The sequence below is a fragment of the Streptomyces sp. 6-11-2 genome, from assembly GCF_006540305.1.
Taxonomy (GTDB): domain Bacteria; phylum Actinomycetota; class Actinomycetes; order Streptomycetales; family Streptomycetaceae; genus Streptomyces.
In genome coordinates this window covers 3,295,175-3,310,885 of sequence record NZ_BJOR01000001.1, presented here as the reverse complement: position 1 = coordinate 3,310,885, position 15,711 = coordinate 3,295,175, and the positions used below count along the sequence as shown (strand labels likewise).

Here is a 15,711-nt window from a genome sequence, read left to right as displayed (position 1 = left end):
GGCTTGCCACCCCCCTCCCCGCATGAGGGAGGATGGCGAGATCCGTACGAAGGGAAAAACACGGTGAGCATCGACCCGTCCTCGATTCCGAACTTCGGGGGCCAGCCCGAGCCGCAGCCCCAGGGAGCGGCGGGCCCCGTCGTCCCGGATCAGGACCTCGTGAAGCAGCTCCTGGACCAGATGGAGCTCAAGTACGTCGTCGACGACGAGGGCGACCTCGCGGCGCCGTGGGAGCAGTTCCGTACGTACTTCATGTTCCGCGGAGAGGGCGACCAGCAGGTCTTCTCGGTGCGGACGTTCTACGACCGGCCCCACAAGATCGACGAGAAGCCGCAGCTGCTGGAGTCCATCGACGACTGGAACCGGCGCACCCTGTGGCCCAAGGTGTACAGCCACACCCACGACGACGGCACCGTCCGCCTCATCGGCGAGGCGCAGATGCTGATCGGCATGGGCGTGAGCCTGGAGCACTTCGTCTCCTCGACGGTCAGCTGGGTGCGGGCCGCCATCGAGTTCGACCGGTGGCTCGTCGAGCAGCTCGGCCTCGAGCAGGACGTCAACGAGGCGGACCAGCCCGGGGACGACGACGAGGAGTAGTTCCGCGGCGGTCACGCACGGCGTGCCCATGTGAGCGCGCGCGGATACGTGCCGTAGCCGGACGGGAGCCCGGCCCGGGACGCAGGCCATCACTGGCCGCGTACCGGGACCGGGCTCTTCGCTGTGCGGAGCCGGGCCCGCGCGCCATCCGGGGCCGTGCGGACCGGGACCCGCGCGCAGCCCGGCTCACAGGCTCCGGAGGCGGGACACGGCCTCGTGCAGGACGTCCGTCCGCTTGCACCCGGTGTCCCGTGTGCGTCGGTGGGAGCGCCGAGCCGACCCGCTGGTGAGCCATCCGGCCCGCCTCTGCCGGCGACTCGCTGGAGTCGCCTTGCGGCTGATCGTGCATGATGGCCGCCATGAGGGAATGGCTGAGTACCCGCCCCTGGTGGCAGGAGCTGCTGATCAACTGGCTGCTGTTCAGCGTCTGGTGGGTGGCTTCCACTGCCTTCTTCGCGGTGATCATCGGTTGGACTGACTTGGTTCCGCGCAACGCCTTCAAGTTCCTGACCGTGACATTTGCGTGGTCTGTGCTGTGCACCCCGCTTTTCCGGTGGCGGCGACGCCGGTTCCACAGTTCGAGTCCTCGCTGATCGCTTCGCCGCAGCGCTGATCGCAGTCATGGCGCGAGCGGCCCGACATCATCGTCACCATGACGCCCGACCAGTGGACCACGCCGGCCGACGCCATCAAGGCCGGAGAGTTTGGTGGCGCGGTGCGGGGCCTTCTTCAACCTCGTCCAGGCAACCTGCAATGGGCTGTGGTGGTGGCGCAACGCTGCCACCCGGGCGCCTGTCCAGCCGCGCAAGCACTGAGCCCCACAGTCGGCCCCGCCTGCGCGCTCCCCCGTGGCGCCGTTCGGGGCCCACGCTGTTAGAGGCGTTTCCTCAGGTCAGACAGCCTGTCGATTGCTTCGCGCAACGTATCGGTACGCTTGCAGAAGGCGAAGCGGACCTGGGTGCGGCCGGCCTCCCGGTCGTCGTAGAAGACCGCGTTGGGGATGGCGACGACGCCGCAGCGTTCGGGCAGGGCGCGGCAGAAGGCGATGCCGTCCTTCTCGCCGAGCGGGGCGATGTCGGTGGTGATGAAGTACGTGCCCCGGGGGCGGAAGACCTCGAAGCCCGCCTCGGTCAGGCCAGTGGCGAGCAGGTCGCGCTTGGCGCGCAGGTCCTCGCGGAAGCCGGTGAAGTGGCTGCCGGGGAGGGCGAGCGCCTCGGCGACCGCGTACTGGAACGGCCCGGCGCTCACGTAGGTCAGGAACTGCTTGGCCGAGCGGACCGCCGTGACCAGGGGAGCGGCGGCGGTGACCCAGCCGACCTTCCAGCCGGTGAACGAGAACGTCTTGCCCGCAGACGAGATGCAGACCGTGCGCTCGCGCATGCCGGGGAAGGTGGCGAGCGGGATGTGCTCGGCGTCGTCGTACACCAGGTGCTCGTACACCTCGTCCGTCACCACGAGCAGGTCGTGCTCGACGGCGAGCCGTGCGATCTCGGCCAGTTCGGAGCGGGTGAGGACGGTGCCGGTCGGATTGTGCGGGGTGTTCAGGAGCAGCAGCCGGGTCCGCGGGGTCACCGCGTCGCGCAGCTCGTCCAGGTCGAGCCGGAACCCGGCATCCTCCCCGTGGTGCGGTCGGAGCGTCACCGGCACCCGCTTCCCGCCCGCCATGGCGATGCAGGCGGCGTAGGAGTCGTAGTACGGCTCCAGGGCGATCACCTCGTCGCCGGGCTCCAGCAGCGCGAGCAGCGCCGCCGCGATCGCCTCTGTGGCGCCCGCCGTGACCAGCACCTCCGTGTCCGGGTCGTAGGAGAGCCCGTACCGCCGCAGCTGGTGCTCCGCGACCGCCGTGCGCAGCTCGGGGATGCCCGGGCCCGGCGGATACTGGTTGCCCCGCCCGTCGCGCAGGGCGCGGACGGCCGCCTCCCGGACCTCCTCGGGGCCGTCGGTGTCGGGGAATCCCTGCCCCAGGTTGATCGACCCGGTCCGTACGGCGAGCGCGGACATCTCGGCGAAGATCGTCGTCCCGAACTCGGCGAGCCGGCGGTTGAGGAGCGGGCGTGCACTGGAGGTCATGCCGGCCATCCTCCGTCCAAGCTCTGGAGTTCCTCAAGTGTGCTTTGGCCGCTCCGGTGGCCGGGCATCTCCCGGGCACGCTGCGAGGCGCCCACGGGGGGTCGCTTCGGCGAACGCCCCGGGAGTGTCCGGCGGCGTCCGGGGAACGGACTCGGGCGCGGTCGGCGGGCCCCGGGGATCGGAGGGAGGACGCCATGGTTCCGGGCATCGTCCTGGCGGTGATCGCGGTGCTGTGCGTGACCGTCGTGGCGGCGGGGCGCCGCAGGGCCCGCCGCGACCGGTACGCCAAGTCGTACCGAGGCCGGCGCACGGGGTCGGTCGGGGGCAGCGCGAGCGGCGGGGGCGCCGGCTGGTGGGCCGGGTCGGAGGGCGGTGCCAGTACGTGCTCGTCCGGCGGCGGCCATCACTCGGGAGGGGGTCACCACTCGGGAGGGGGTCATCACTCGGGAGGGGGTCATCACTCGTGTGGGGGTCACTCCTGCGGGGGGAACTCCTCGTGCGGCGGAGGGTCGTCGTGCGGGGGCGGATGCGGGGGAGGCAACTGATCCGGGCAGTTGAGACGGGGCAGCCGAGTTCCGTGGGGGAACCGCATCCGGGCCGGCGCCCGTCGGGAGGCAGTCTCCGGCGGGTGCGCCGGCCCCACGCGTACGCCCTCGCACCTGCCAGGGTTGAACAGTTGAGCTGTGGAGCCCTCTGAGGGATGGAAACCGCACGAAGTTGGGTAAAAACCCTGTGGCAGAACCGCTGTTCATGATTGCCTCTACCGACGCAGCCCCTCGGACGTCTCGCACACCCCCCTCCCGAGCTGGGCTGAGCCGGGCCGTTGTCCCCGTGCCCACCGGGGCGTGCCGGCCCGTTCCTCCCTTCTTTTTCTTTGCGTGCTAGCGGAGCCGATCCATGCTCACGACCCTGAACACCTCCTACACCGACACGCGCGCGGCCGACCTCGCCTGGGCCCTGGGACGCGAGCCGCTGCCCGCACTTGCCACCCTGGACCTCGAACTGACCGGCGCGAAACTCCAGTTGAGACTCCTCGGCGCGTCCCACCAGGTGCTCCTGGAGGAGGAGCGGGGAAGCTGTTCGGAGACCGTGGCGTGCATCCCGGGCTCCAGCACACCCCTGCCGCTCGGCGTCGCCAAGCGGGCCGACGACTGGGAGTACGAGTTCGCCGCCCGCGTCGAGTTCCTCTCGCCGGGGTCGTTCACGGGCCGCGCCCAGGAACTGCTGGCCCTCGTCTCCGACCATCCGCATGGTCTCGCGGGGGTCTTCCCGGGCAGCCCGAACGCGTTCACCGCGATGCTGGCGCAGTGGCACGAGGGCCAGGTGCACTGGCGGACGTGGCACGCCTACCCGCAGGACGGCCAGTTGGTGGCGACCCGGACCAGGGTGGGGGTACGCCGTTCCGCGCTGGCCGGAGCGAGTTGAGCGCGGGTAAACCTGCGCAGCGCCACAACTTTCTTTTCCACACGTGTGGGTGACGAAGCGTCCTGCGGATGTGACGTAACGTCACAGGTGTGATCGAACCGCACGCCCCGGCCCCGCCCGGCGTGGCGCCGCCCTTCAGCGGCTCCGCGCGACTGCCCGTCCGGCCGGGAACCGGCCGGTTCCTCGTCCTCGCGGGTGTCTTCGTCTGCGCGGCCTGCGGACTCGTGTACGAGCTCGAACTCGTGGCCCTGGCCTCGTACCTGATGGGCGACTCGGTCACCCAGGCGTCGATCGTGCTGTCCGTCATGGTGTTCGCGATGGGCATCGGCTCGCTCGCCGCGAAGCGGCTGCGCCGGCACGCCGCCCTCGCCTTCGGCGCGATCGAGGCGACGCTCGCGCTGGTCGGCGGGTGCAGTGCCATGGCGCTGTACGCGGTGTTCGCCTGGACCGGCGGCTGGGGCGGCATGTGGGCGGACGGCCCGCGCTGTCTGCTGGTCGCCTTCTCCCTGGCCATCGGCCTGCTGATCGGGGCGGAGGTGCCGCTGCTGATGGAGCTGATCCAGCGGATCCGCCGCCAGGACGCGGGCGGCGCCGTCGCCGACCTGTTCGCGGCGGACTACGTGGGCGCACTCGTCGGCGGGCTCGCCTTCCCGTTCCTCCTGCTGCCGCTGCTGGGGCAGTTGACCGGGGCGCTGGTGACCGGCGCCGTCAACGCCGTGGCGGGCGGCGTCCTCGTACTCGGCCTGTTCCCGCGGGACCTGACCCCGCGCGGCCGCTGGCTGCTGATCGTCGCCAACCTCGTTGTGCTCGGTCTGCTCGCCTCCCTCACCGCCCTGGTCGGCGACTTCGAACGGGCCGCGCGGCAGGCGATGTACGGCGGGGACGTCCGGGTGGCGCTGCGGACCGGCGAGCAGGAGGTGGTCCTCACCGGCGGCGGCCGGGGCCGCCCGCTGCGCCTGTTCCTCGACGGGCGGCTGCGGGTCAGCGGCCGCGACGAGCGCCGCTACCACGAGGCGCTGGTCCACCCTGCGATGACCGGGCCGCACGCGCGGGTGCTGATCCTCGGCGGCGGCGACGGGCTCGCCGCGCGCGAGGTGCTGCGGCACCCCGGCGTGGAGCGGGTGGACGTCGTCGAGCGCGACCCGGCCCTCGTCCGGCTGGCGCGCGGCGACCGGGTACTGGCCGGGCTGGACGAGCACGCCTTCGACGACCGGCGTGTGCACGTGAGCACCGCCGACGCCTTCGACTGGCTGCGCGGGGCGCCGGCGGCGGCGTACGACGTGGTGATCGAGGACCTGCCCGATCCGGGCATCACGGCGAGCACGAAGCTGTACGCGCAGGAGTTCTACGGCCTGGCCCGGCGGACCCTGGTGCCCGGCGGGCGGCTGGTGGTGCACGCCGGGCCGGTCTCCTCCCGGCCCCGGGTGTTCTGGACGGTGGAGGCCACGGTCCGGGCCGCCGGACTGCGCACCCTGCCGTACCGCGTGGACGGCCGCGACGCCGGCTTCGCGGCCGGGCCCGACCGCACGACCGGCGCCCTGCGTGCCCCCCGCGACTGGGGGTTCGTCCTGGCGGCCCGTATGCCGCCCGCCCTCCGCCTGGACCCGCGGGCCCCCGCTCCTCGCACGCTGACGACGGCGTCGCTCGCTGCGGCCGCCCGCGACGCGGCCCGCACCCGTGTTCCCGGCCTTCCGCCCTCGACGCTGGTCCACCCCCGGTACGCGGACTGATCAGGGTCTGCCCTCGGCGTGTGCGGTGGGTGGGGGGACGGGTTCTGGGCGAGGGGAGGGTAATCGGGGGCGGCACTGGGTACCCTCGGCTGACATGGAGCACGAGGTGTTCGTTCCGGTTCCGGTTCGGCGGCTGCGGAGGGCGCTCGCCGATCCCGCGCGGGTTGCCCGGGCGGTTCCCGGGCTCCAGCAGGACGCGGGCGGCGAGCCCGTCAGCGGCCGGCTCAAGATGCGGATCGGCGGTCACTCCATCACCTACCGCGGCACGCTGCGCGTCCGTGCGCTCGACGACGGCTCCTACGCCGTCGAGGGCGACGCGACCGAGTCCCGCGGCACCGGCTCGGTGAAACTCGCGCTCACGCTCCGCCTCCGCGACACCGACGACGGCTCCACCCTCACCTTCGAGGGCACGGCCTCCGCCGAAGGCCGCGTCACCGAGCTGCCCCCGGACTCCGTACACACGGCCACGACCCGCCTCCTGAACCGCTTCGCGGAAAACCTGTCCACGGGACCGGCTGCCGCCGGGTCGGATGGTGTTGAGCCGGTGGGCCGAGGGGCGGAGGGGCCCGAGTCGTCCGCCGCTGGATCGGACGGCGCTGAGGAGGAGGCCGCCGGGCCGGCTGCCGCCGGGGCGGGTGGCGTCGAGGCGGAAGCCTCCGAGGCGGCGGCTCCCGAGGCGGAAGCCTCCGAGTCGCGGGACGCCGGGCCCGAGGTGCCCGGGGTCCATGGTGTCGTGGGGCTGGCCGATGAGGCGACCGAGGACTTTGCTCCGTTGGCGAGTGGTGACTTCGAGGCCGCTCCGGACGCGGACGATGCCCCGGCCCCGCCGCTCGGGAACGAAGGCGAGGCGCACCCGGCCGGGCCGGGCGGGCGCGGTTCCGTCTTCGACGCCGAGGTTCCGCCCTCCGCCCTCGACCCGCTGGCCGACGAGGAGGACGAGGACGACGAGCCCCCCGTCTCCGAGGACTTCGCCGAGGCCGCCGAGCCGCCCGCCGAGGCGGCGCACGCGCGGCGCACGATGATCGGGCGCAGCGCCGAGGAGGTGGACCACGCCCCGCCCCGCGGCCGTTACGCCCCTGTCCCCGCCCCGCTCACCGTCTCCGCCGGGCCCACCCTTCGGTGGGCGGCGCCTGCGGCGGCGCTGGTGGTGGCGTCGGTGATCGTCGTGGGCCGGGTCCTGAGGCGCCGTCGCTGAGCGGAGCCCGTCCTCGCCCGAGGGCGTTGGGCCCCGTTCCGCTGACCGCCTCCGCCGGGCCCACCCTCCGCTGGGCGGCGCCTGCGGCGGCGCTGGTGGTGGCGTCGGTGATCGTCGTGGGCTGGGCTTTGCGGCACCGTCGTTGAGCGGCCTCCGGCTCCGCCCCGAGGGCGTGGCGCCCCTGTCCCCCTTCCGCCGACCGTCTCCGCCGGGCCCAGCCTCCATTGGGCGCCCCCCGTTCCTGCTCCTGTCACCGCTTCCGGGCCCACGCCCCGCTGGGCGGCGCCCGCGGCGGCGCTGGTGGTGGCGTCGGTGCTCGTCGTGGGCTGGGCCCTGAGACGACGTCGTTGAGCGGCGCCCGGCCCTGCCCCCGTGGCCGTTACGCGCCCGTTCCCGCCCCGCTGACCGTCTCCGCCGGGCCGCCCCGGTGATGCCCCCAGTCCTGTTCCTCCCACCGCGCGCGGCCCATCCGCTCGACCGCGTTGCGGAACGCCGTCTTGATCGGCCAAGTAGCCTCGTGGGGTGAGTAACGAAGACATCACGCTGACCGCGGGCGACGCGGAAGCGGTCGTGCAGCCGGGGAACGGCGGGCGCGTCGGGAGTCTGCGGGTCGGTGGCCTCGAACTGCTCCGCCAGGGAGAGCGGTTCGGCTGCTTCCCGATGGTCCCCTGGTGCGGCAGGGTCCGTGACGGCCGCTTCCGGGACGGCGCCACCGTCCACCAGATGCCGCTCAACTCCCCACCGCACGCCATCCACGGCACCGCCCGCGACGGCGCCTGGCGCACCGCCCGCACCTCGGCGGGCGAGGCGGTGATCACGTACGACCTGGTCGACCCCTGGCCCTACTCCGGCCGCGTCACCCAGGCCGTCACCCTGACCGAGGACGCCCTGACCCTGACGATGTCCGTGGAGACGTACGAGTCGTCCTTCCCGGCGCAGATCGGCTGGCACCCGTGGTTCCAGCGCAACCTCGGGGGAGCCGGCGCCCAGGACGTCCGCGTCGACTTCCGGCCCGCCTGGCAGGAGGAGCGCGGCGACGACCACCTGCCCACCGGTCACCGTGTCGAGCCCAAGCCCGGTCCCTGGGACGACTGCTTCGGCATGCCCGGCGGCGTCGACGTCACGCTCACCTGGCCCGGCCAGCTGGAGCTGAGAGTGACCAGCCGTGAGGAGTGGGTCGTCGTCTACGACGAGCAGCAGCCTGCCGTGTGCGTGGAACCGCAGACCGGTCCGCCCGACGGACTGAACACCCTCCCGCGCCTGGTCACCCCGCTGGAACCGCTGGAGGCCTCGACGACCTGGACCTGGCGCCGCGCTTAAGCTGGCAGTCATGAGCGACGTTCGTGGCGAGCTGCTGCAGCAGATCAAGGACAAGGCCGTGGTGCACGGCAGGGTGACGCTGTCGTCCGGCCTGGAGGCCGACTACTACGTCGACCTGCGCCGCGTCACCCTCGACGGTGAGGCGGCTCCGCTGGTCGGTCAGGTGCTCCTGGACCTGACCGCCGACTTCGACTTCGACGCGGTGGGCGGCCTGACGATGGGCGCCGACCCGGTCGCGGCCTCTATGCTGCACGCCGCCGCCGCGCGCGGGCGCAGGCTGGACGCCTTCGTGGTCCGCAAGGCCGCCAAGGCCCACGGTCTGCAACGGCGCGTGGAGGGCCCGGAGATCAGGGGCCGCCGCGTCCTGGTGGTGGAGGACACCTCCACCACGGGCGGCTCTCCGCTCGCCGCCGTCGAGGCGGTGCGCGAGGCCGGCGCCGAGGTGGTCGCCGTGGCGACGATCGTCGACCGGGCCACGGGCGCGGCCCAGAAGATCAGCGAGGGCGCCGGTGTGCCGTACGTCTTCGCGTACTCGAAGGACGAGCTGGGACTGGACTGAGACGGCCCCGAGTCCGTGTCGCGCGACCCGGTCGTCCACCGGCCGGGCAGGGTGTCCGACACATCCGTCAACGTCTGCGAAGATGGGGCCGACGATGACGTCACTCCCTAGGTCAGGGCCGTAAGTACGCAGAACGCACCCCGCACATACAAGGAGCGGACAGATGCCCATCGCAACCCCCGAGATCTACAACGAGATGCTCGACCGGGCGAAGGCAGGCAAGTTCGCCTACCCGGCCATCAACGTCACCTCCTCCCAGACCCTGCACGCGGCCCTGCGCGGCTTCGCGGAGGCGGAGAGCGACGGCATCGTCCAGATCTCCACGGGTGGTGCGGAGTTCCTGGGCGGCCAGTACAGCAAGGACATGGTCACCGGCGCTGTTGCCCTGGCCGAGTACGCGCACATCGTCGCCGAGAAGTACCCCGTCAACATCGCGCTGCACACCGACCACTGCCCGAAGGACAAGCTCGACGGGTACGTGCGTCCGCTGATCGCGATCTCCGAGGAGCGCGTCAAGGGCGGCCGCAACCCGCTGTTCCAGTCCCACATGTGGGACGGCTCCGCGGAGACCCTCGCCGACAACCTGGCGATCGCCCAGGAGCTGCTCGTCCGCACCGCCGCCGCCAGGATCATCCTCGAGGTCGAGATCACCCCGACCGGCGGCGAGGAGGACGGCGTCACCCACGAGATCAACGACAAGCTGTACACCACGGTCGACGACGCGATCCGCACCGCCGAGGCCCTGGGCCTGGGCGACAAGGGCCGCTACCTGCTGGCCGCGTCCTTCGGCAACGTGCACGGCGTGTACAAGCCGGGCAACGTCGTGCTCCGCCCCGACCTGCTCAAGGAGCTGAACGAGGGCGTCGCGGCGAAGTTCGGCCGCCCGGCCGGCAGCCAGCCGTTCGACTTCGTCTTCCACGGCGGCTCCGGCTCCACGGAGGAGGAGATCCGCACGGCGCTGGAGAACGGCGTGGTGAAGATGAACATCGACACCGACACCCAGTACGCCTTCACGCGTCCCGTGGCCGACCATATGTTCAAGAACTACGACGGCGTCCTCAAGGTCGACGGCGAGGTCGGCTCCAAGAAGACCTACGACCCGCGCACCTGGGGCAAGCTGGCCGAGACGTCGATGGCCAAGCGCGTGCTGGAGGCCTGCGGCAACCTCCGCTCGACCGGCACGAAGATCAAGTAACTCCCGGTTCCCCGCGACGGGCCCGGTGCCTCGGCACCGGGCCCGTCGTTCGTTCGTCCGTCCGCAGGACGCCCGTCCTTCCTCTGGCCCGGAGCCGGCCGGCGCGGGATGATCCCCTCATGGCGGTCACCGCACAGCACGCCCCCGCCGTGAGGATCTCCAGCCCCACCGGGCGCTGGATCCTGCTCACCACCGTGCTCGGCTCCAGCATGGCCATGCTGGACTCGACCGTCGTCAACGTCGCCCTGCCCCGCATCGGCCGCGACCTGGACGCGAACCTCGCCGCGCTCCAGTGGACGGTCAACGCCTACATGGTCACCCTGGCCGGCCTGATCCTCCTCGGCGGCTCGCTCGGCGACCGCTACGGCCGCCGCAGGATCTTCGTGCTCGGCGTCGTCTGGTTCGCCACCGCCTCCCTGCTGTGCGGCCTCGCCCCGAACGCGGGCATCCTCGTCGCCGCCCGCGCCCTGCAAGGGATCGGCGGCGCCCTCCTCACCCCCGGCTCGCTCGCCCTCATCCAGGCCTCCTTCCACCCGGACGACCGGGGCAGGGCCGTGGGCCTGTGGTCAGGATTCGGCGGCATCGGCGCGGCCGTCGGCCCGTTCCTCGGCGGCTGGCTGGTGGCCGGGCCCGGCTGGCGCTGGGTGTTCCTGCTCAACGTCCCGCTGGCCCTGGTCTGCGCTCCCATCGCCGTGCGCCACGTCCCCGAGTCCAGCGGGGGCACCGCCCACGGCCGCTTCGACGTCCTGGGCGCGGCCCTCGGCGCCCTGTCCCTGGCCCTGGTGACGTACGCCCTGATCGAGGCCCGCAACGGCACCCTGGCCGTCGCCCTGACCGCCGTCGCGGGCGTGCTCGCCGCCGTCGCCTTCGTGTACGTGGAGAAGCACCGCCGCGATCCGATGATGCCGCCGGACATCTTCGCCTCCCGCCAGTTCACCGCCGTCAACCTGGTCACCCTGTGCGTGTACGCGGCGTTCGGCGGCTTCTTCTTCCTCACCGCCCTGCAACTCCAGGTGGTGGCCGGCTACTCACCGCTGGAGGCGGGCACCGCCCTGCTCCCCACGACCGCCCTCATGCTGCTGTTCTCGGCCCGCTCGGGCGCCCTCGCCGACCGCATCGGACCGCGCCTGCCGCTCACCGCCGGGCCGCTGCTGTGCGCGGTGGCGATGCTGCTGATGCTGCGGGTCGGCAAGGGGGCGGACTACCTCACGGACGTGCTGCCGGCCCTGCTGGTCATGGGCGCGGGGATGGTCACCCTGGTGGCCCCGCTCACCGCCACCGTGCTCGCCTCGGTGGACACCTCCCGCGCCGGACTGGCCAGCGGCATCAACAACGCCGCCGCCCGCGCGGCCGGCCTGATCGCGGTGGCCGCCCTCCCGCTGCTGGCCGGGATGGGCCCGGAGGCGTACCGCTCGGCGGACGCCTTCGACGCCGCTTTCCGCCGGGCCATGCCCATCTGCGCGGCGGTCCTGGTGGTGGGGGCGGTCCTCGCCTTCACGACCGTCCGCCACCCGGCTCCGGGCTGCCGCCGGCCCGAGTGCCGCACCCACGGCAGCGTGACGACACCGCCGCTGGAGACGGGCCGCGGGGGTGGTGCGGCCTCCGGTACCGGTCCGGCCTCGTGAGCCGTGGAAGGGGCCGTTCCGCGACGGCCGGGAGCAGCCGTCACCGATCACGGACCATGCAGCAGACTGGACCCCATGACCATTCACGAGAACCTCCTGGGCGGTCCGCCGCCCACGCACCTCCCCGACGACCCCGAGCCCCGCGAGCTCCTCGCGAAGGGGACCTCGCCGGCCGAGGTGGCCGGGCGGTACCCGGCGTCGTCGCTGGCCTGGGCGCAGTTGGCCGACGACGCCTTCGAGCGGGGGGCGGCCGTGGAGTCGTACGCGTACGCCCGTACGGGCTACCACCGCGGTCTGGACGCCCTGCGCCGCAGCGGCTGGAAGGGCCATGGTCCGGTCCCCTGGGAGCACGAGCCCAACCGCGGCTTCCTGCGCGCCCTGCACGCCCTCGCGCGCGCCGCGCAGGCGATCGGCGAGCAGGAGGAGTACGAGCGCTGCACGCAGTTCCTGAAGGACTCCTCGGAGGCGGCCGCGCGGACGCTGGGCTGACCCCGTACGAGTGTGAGGCCCGCCCGTGCGACCGGGCGGGCCTTGCGATCTGTCCACGTGATGCGCAGGATGCGGGTGGGGACCGGGGCCCCCGTGCCGGCATCGGCAGGGGCGGACCGCTACCCGGAGTACAACAGGAGACAGCGATGTCCCAACCGGCTCACCCGATCCCTCAGCCGGCTGAGGTCCCTGAGCCCGAGACCCCGCATCTCGACTTCGCAGGCACGACGCCGTACGAGGACTATGTCCGGGCGGACGTGCTCACCCACCTCCAGCACACCCTCTCCGACGACCCCGGAGAGATGGTCTTCCTGGTCACCACCCAGGTGATGGAGCTGTGGTTCACGGTCATCGTCCACGAGTGGGAGACCGCTGCCGGTGCCCTGCGCTCGGACGACGTGCCGACGGCGGTCGCCGCGCTGAAGCGGTCCGCACGGGAGCTGCAGGCGCTGAACGCCTCCTGGAAGCCGCTCGCCGCGCTCACTCCGGCCCAGTTCAACAGCTACCGCGGCGCCCTCGGCGAGGGCTCCGGATTCCAGTCGGCGATGTACCGCCGCATGGAGTTCCTGCTCGGCGACAAGTCCGCCTCGATGCTCGTTCCGCACCGCGGCGCCCCCCGCGTCCACGCGGAACTGGAGAAGGCGCTGCACGAGCCGAGCCTGTACGACGAGGTGCTGCGGCTGCTCGCCCGGCGCGGGTACGCGGTCCCGGACGCGGTGCTGCGCCGTGACGTGTCGCTGCGCTACGAGCCCAGCGAGGAGGTCGAGGCCGTCTGGGCGGCCCTCTACTCCGGTGAACAGGACGACGAACTCGCCCGGCTCGGCGAGGCGTTGACCGATGTCGCCGAACTGGTGTGGCGCTGGCGCAACGACCACCTCGTCGCCACCCGCCGCGCGATGGGCGCCAAGCCCGGCACGGGCGGCTCCGCCGGGGTGGCCTGGCTGGAGAAGCGGGCCCGGAAGAACGTCTTCCCCGAGCTGTGGACGGCGAGGTCCCATGTCTGAGTCGGCCATCCGAGCGGAGAAGCTGGACGCCGCCGACGAACTCGCCGGGCTGCGCGACCGGTTCGTCCTCGACGGGGGCGTCTACCTGGACGGCAACTCGCTGGGCGCGCTCCCGGCGAACGTCCCGGACCGGATCACCGACGTCGTACGCCGCCAGTGGGGCGAGCTGCGCATCCGTTCCTGGACGGAGAGCGGCTGGTGGACCGCGCCCGAGCGGGTCGGCGACCGGATCGCCCCGCTGGTCGGGGCCGCGCCGGGCCAGGTCGTGGTGGGCGACTCGACCAGCGTCAACGTGTTCAAGGCGCTGGTGGCGGCGGTCCGGATGGCCCGGGAGGAGAGCGGCGGCGATGACCGGGACGAGATCCTGGTCGACGCGACGACGTTCCCCACGGACGGGTACATCGCGGAGTCGGCGGCCCGGATGACGGGCTGCGCGCTGCGCCCGGTGACGCCGGCCGAGGTGCCCGGGGCGCTGACCCCGCGCACCGCCGCGGTCCTGCTGAACCACGTCGACTACCGCACCGGCCGGCTGCACGACCTGCCGTCCCTGACCGCCGCGGTGCACGCGGCGGGCGCGTACGCCGTCTGGGACCTGTGCCACAGCGCGGGCGCCCTGCCGGTGGGGCTGGACGAGCACGGGGTGCGCCTGGCGGTCGGGTGCACCTACAAGTACCTGAACGGCGGCCCGGGTTCACCGGCCTTCCTGTACGTCCGCGGCGATGTGCAGGACCGCTTCGACTCCCCGCTGCCCGGCTGGAACTCGCATGTCGAGCCCTTCGGCATGCGGCCCGAGTACGAACCGGCGGGGGGCGCGCTCCGCGGCCGGGTCGGCACCCCCGACATCCTCTCCCTGCTCGCCCTGGAGGCGGCGCTGGACGTCTGGGACGGGGTGCCGATCGAGGCCGTACGCGCCAAGTCCCTGGCGCTGACGGACTTCTTCCTGGAGTGCGTCGCCGAGTACGTCCCCTCCGGACGCGTGGAGTCCCTGACCCCGGCGGTCCACGAGGAGCGGGGCAGCCAGGTGGCCCTGCGCTGCCCGGACGCCGGGGACGTGATGAAGCGGCTGATCGAACGCGGCGTGGTCGGCGACTTCCGGCACCCCGACGTCCTGCGCTTCGGCTTCACCCCGCTCTACATCGGGTTCGCGGACGTCGAGCGGGCGGGGCGGGTGCTGGCGGAGGTGCTGGCCGGCTGACACACCGCCGTACGCCTGATCCCACGGGCGTACCGGAACGGAGGTCTCCTGCCGCACGGTCCCGGATCGTGCGGCAGAACCGTTCAGCCTCACCCAGCGTGACATCCCCATGTCGGCGCATGTCACCGGCCTGATACCGTCCCGGCCAACGGCCGGTTGATTTCCTTCCCGGACCGCCAAAACCGTTTCGCCGCTGAGAGGTTGGAGCATGCCGGAAGCCGACGCCCCCGTCCCCCGAGCGCGCGCGTCCGAGCGTGCGGAGGGAACCCCCACCGCCGCGGAACCGGGGAACACCGGTGGCCGTGACGCGGCCGCGCGCGCCGCAGCGGAGGAGGAGTCGGTCTTCTCGCACGCGCCCGTCGCACCCGACAGCACGGCCGCCTACGGCGACCACCCCGACCAGGTCGTCGACTTCTACCGCCCGCGCGGGGCGGTCGGCTCCGCGGAGTCCTTCCCGCTCGCCCCGCTCGCCCCGCTCGTGGTGGTGCTGCACGGCGGCGCCTGGCGGGCCCCGTACGACCGTCGCCACATCACCCCGTTCGCGGACTTCCTCGCCCGCCGGGGCTTCGCCGTGGCCTGCGTCGAGTACCGGCGCGGCAGCGCCGCCCCGGCGGCGCCGGGCGAGGACCCGGTCGCCGGCCGCTGGCCGGACACGTTCGACGACGTGGCGGCGGCGCTCGACGCGCTGCCCGCGCTGGCCCGGGAGGCGCTCCCGGAGGCCGACGCGCGGCGCACGGTGCTCGCCGGACACTCGGCGGGCGGCCATCTGGCCCTGTGGGCGGCCGCCCGGCACGTCCTGCCCGCGGACGCGCCTTGGCGCACGCACCGTCCCGCCGCGCTGCGGGGCGTGGTCGCGCTCGCCCCCATCGCCGACTTCGCGGTCGCCGAGAAGCTGGACGTGTGCGGCGGGGCGGCCCGTCAACTGCTGGGCGGAGAAGAGGGGTTCGTCGAGCGGCAGCCCTACGCCGACCCGGCTCTGCTGCTGCCGACCGGCATCGCCACGACCCTCGTCCAAGGGCGCGACGACCTGGTCGTACCGCAGGTGGTCGCGGAGTCCTACACCGAGGCCGCGGCGAAGGCGGGCGAGGTGGTGGGCCTGACCCTCCTGGAGGAGGTCGGCCACTTCCCCCTGATCGACCCGGCGGCCGACGCGTGCGCGGTGGTGGCGGAGGAGATCGCCCAGCTGGCGTGGTGACTTCGGCCGGGCAACCCGGTGCGGGTCGTACCCGTAGTACTTGAGAGCTACGGCCGCGAACACCTCCCTGGCGTGACGCGAGCTACTGCTCCGGATCCGTAATTTCCCTTCC

14 protein-coding genes are annotated in these 15,711 nt (G+C 72.9%); 13 read left to right on the top strand and 1 reads right to left on the bottom strand.

Annotation, left to right across the window (positions count from 1 at the left end; translation table 11 throughout):
* The first annotated feature begins 63 nt into the window (after positions 1 to 63).
* Both TNCT6_RS14225 and TNCT6_RS14220 read left to right on the top strand, forming a co-directional pair.
* Positions 64 to 597, top strand: coding sequence for a YbjN domain-containing protein (locus tag TNCT6_RS14225; protein WP_141359725.1), 534 nt, complete (start codon positions 64 to 66; stop codon positions 595 to 597).
* A 359-nt stretch (positions 598 to 956) separates the two neighbouring features.
* Entirely contained in the window at positions 957 to 1,190 is a 234-nt protein-coding gene (locus tag TNCT6_RS14220; protein ID WP_141359724.1) for a hypothetical protein, read from the top strand.
* Between the two features lie 280 nt (positions 1,191 to 1,470).
* On the opposite strand, the gene TNCT6_RS14210 is transcribed toward TNCT6_RS14220, so the two are convergent.
* A complete protein-coding gene (locus TNCT6_RS14210; protein WP_141359723.1) occupies positions 1,471 to 2,676 on the bottom strand; it encodes a pyridoxal phosphate-dependent aminotransferase in 1,206 nt (401 codons plus the stop codon).
* Positions 2,677 to 3,564: 888 nt separating this feature from the next.
* On the opposite strand from TNCT6_RS14210, the gene TNCT6_RS14200 reads away from it, so the two are divergent.
* From TNCT6_RS14200 to TNCT6_RS14145, 11 genes are all read left to right on the top strand, one after another.
* Complete coding sequence (locus tag TNCT6_RS14200; RefSeq protein WP_141359721.1) at positions 3,565 to 4,092, top strand: DUF2617 family protein; 528 nt, start codon at positions 3,565 to 3,567, stop codon at positions 4,090 to 4,092.
* 89 nt (positions 4,093 to 4,181) lie between these two features.
* Entirely contained in the window at positions 4,182 to 5,822 is a 1,641-nt protein-coding gene (locus TNCT6_RS14195; protein ID WP_141359720.1) for a polyamine aminopropyltransferase, read from the top strand.
* 94 nt (positions 5,823 to 5,916) lie between these two features.
* Positions 5,917 to 7,017 (top strand): SRPBCC domain-containing protein, encoded by a 1,101-nt coding sequence (locus TNCT6_RS14190; RefSeq protein WP_141359719.1) that lies wholly within the window; start codon positions 5,917 to 5,919, stop codon positions 7,015 to 7,017.
* Positions 7,018 to 7,539: 522 nt separating this feature from the next.
* Positions 7,540 to 8,337, top strand: a complete 798-nt coding sequence (locus TNCT6_RS14180) for an aldose 1-epimerase (protein ID WP_141359718.1) — start codon at positions 7,540 to 7,542, stop codon at positions 8,335 to 8,337.
* 10 nt (positions 8,338 to 8,347) lie between these two features.
* Positions 8,348 to 8,896, top strand: coding sequence for an orotate phosphoribosyltransferase (pyrE, locus tag TNCT6_RS14175; RefSeq protein WP_141359717.1), 549 nt, complete (start codon positions 8,348 to 8,350; stop codon positions 8,894 to 8,896).
* 163 nt (positions 8,897 to 9,059) lie between these two features.
* On the top strand, positions 9,060 to 10,091 hold the full coding sequence (gene fbaA, locus TNCT6_RS14170; RefSeq protein ID WP_141359716.1) for a class II fructose-bisphosphate aldolase: 1,032 nt from the start codon (positions 9,060 to 9,062) through the stop codon (positions 10,089 to 10,091).
* A 119-nt stretch (positions 10,092 to 10,210) separates the two neighbouring features.
* Positions 10,211 to 11,716 carry an MFS transporter gene (locus TNCT6_RS14165; RefSeq protein WP_141359715.1) on the top strand — a complete coding sequence of 502 codons (1,506 nt, stop codon included), beginning with the start codon at positions 10,211 to 10,213 and terminating at the stop codon, positions 11,714 to 11,716.
* 75 nt (positions 11,717 to 11,791) lie between these two features.
* A complete protein-coding gene (locus TNCT6_RS14160; RefSeq protein WP_141359714.1) occupies positions 11,792 to 12,205 on the top strand; it encodes a DUF3151 domain-containing protein in 414 nt (137 codons plus the stop codon).
* A gap of 146 nt (positions 12,206 to 12,351) precedes the next feature.
* A complete protein-coding gene (locus TNCT6_RS14155) occupies positions 12,352 to 13,209 on the top strand; it encodes a tryptophan 2,3-dioxygenase family protein (protein WP_141359713.1) in 858 nt (285 codons plus the stop codon).
* Positions 13,202 to 14,404, top strand: coding sequence for a kynureninase (gene kynU, locus TNCT6_RS14150; protein WP_141359712.1), 1,203 nt, complete (start codon positions 13,202 to 13,204; stop codon positions 14,402 to 14,404). Before TNCT6_RS14155 ends, kynU begins: the two co-directional genes overlap by 8 nt.
* A 208-nt stretch (positions 14,405 to 14,612) precedes the next feature.
* Entirely contained in the window at positions 14,613 to 15,599 is a 987-nt protein-coding gene (locus TNCT6_RS14145; RefSeq protein ID WP_141359711.1) for an alpha/beta hydrolase, read from the top strand.
* Positions 15,600 to 15,711: the final 112 nt, after the last annotated feature.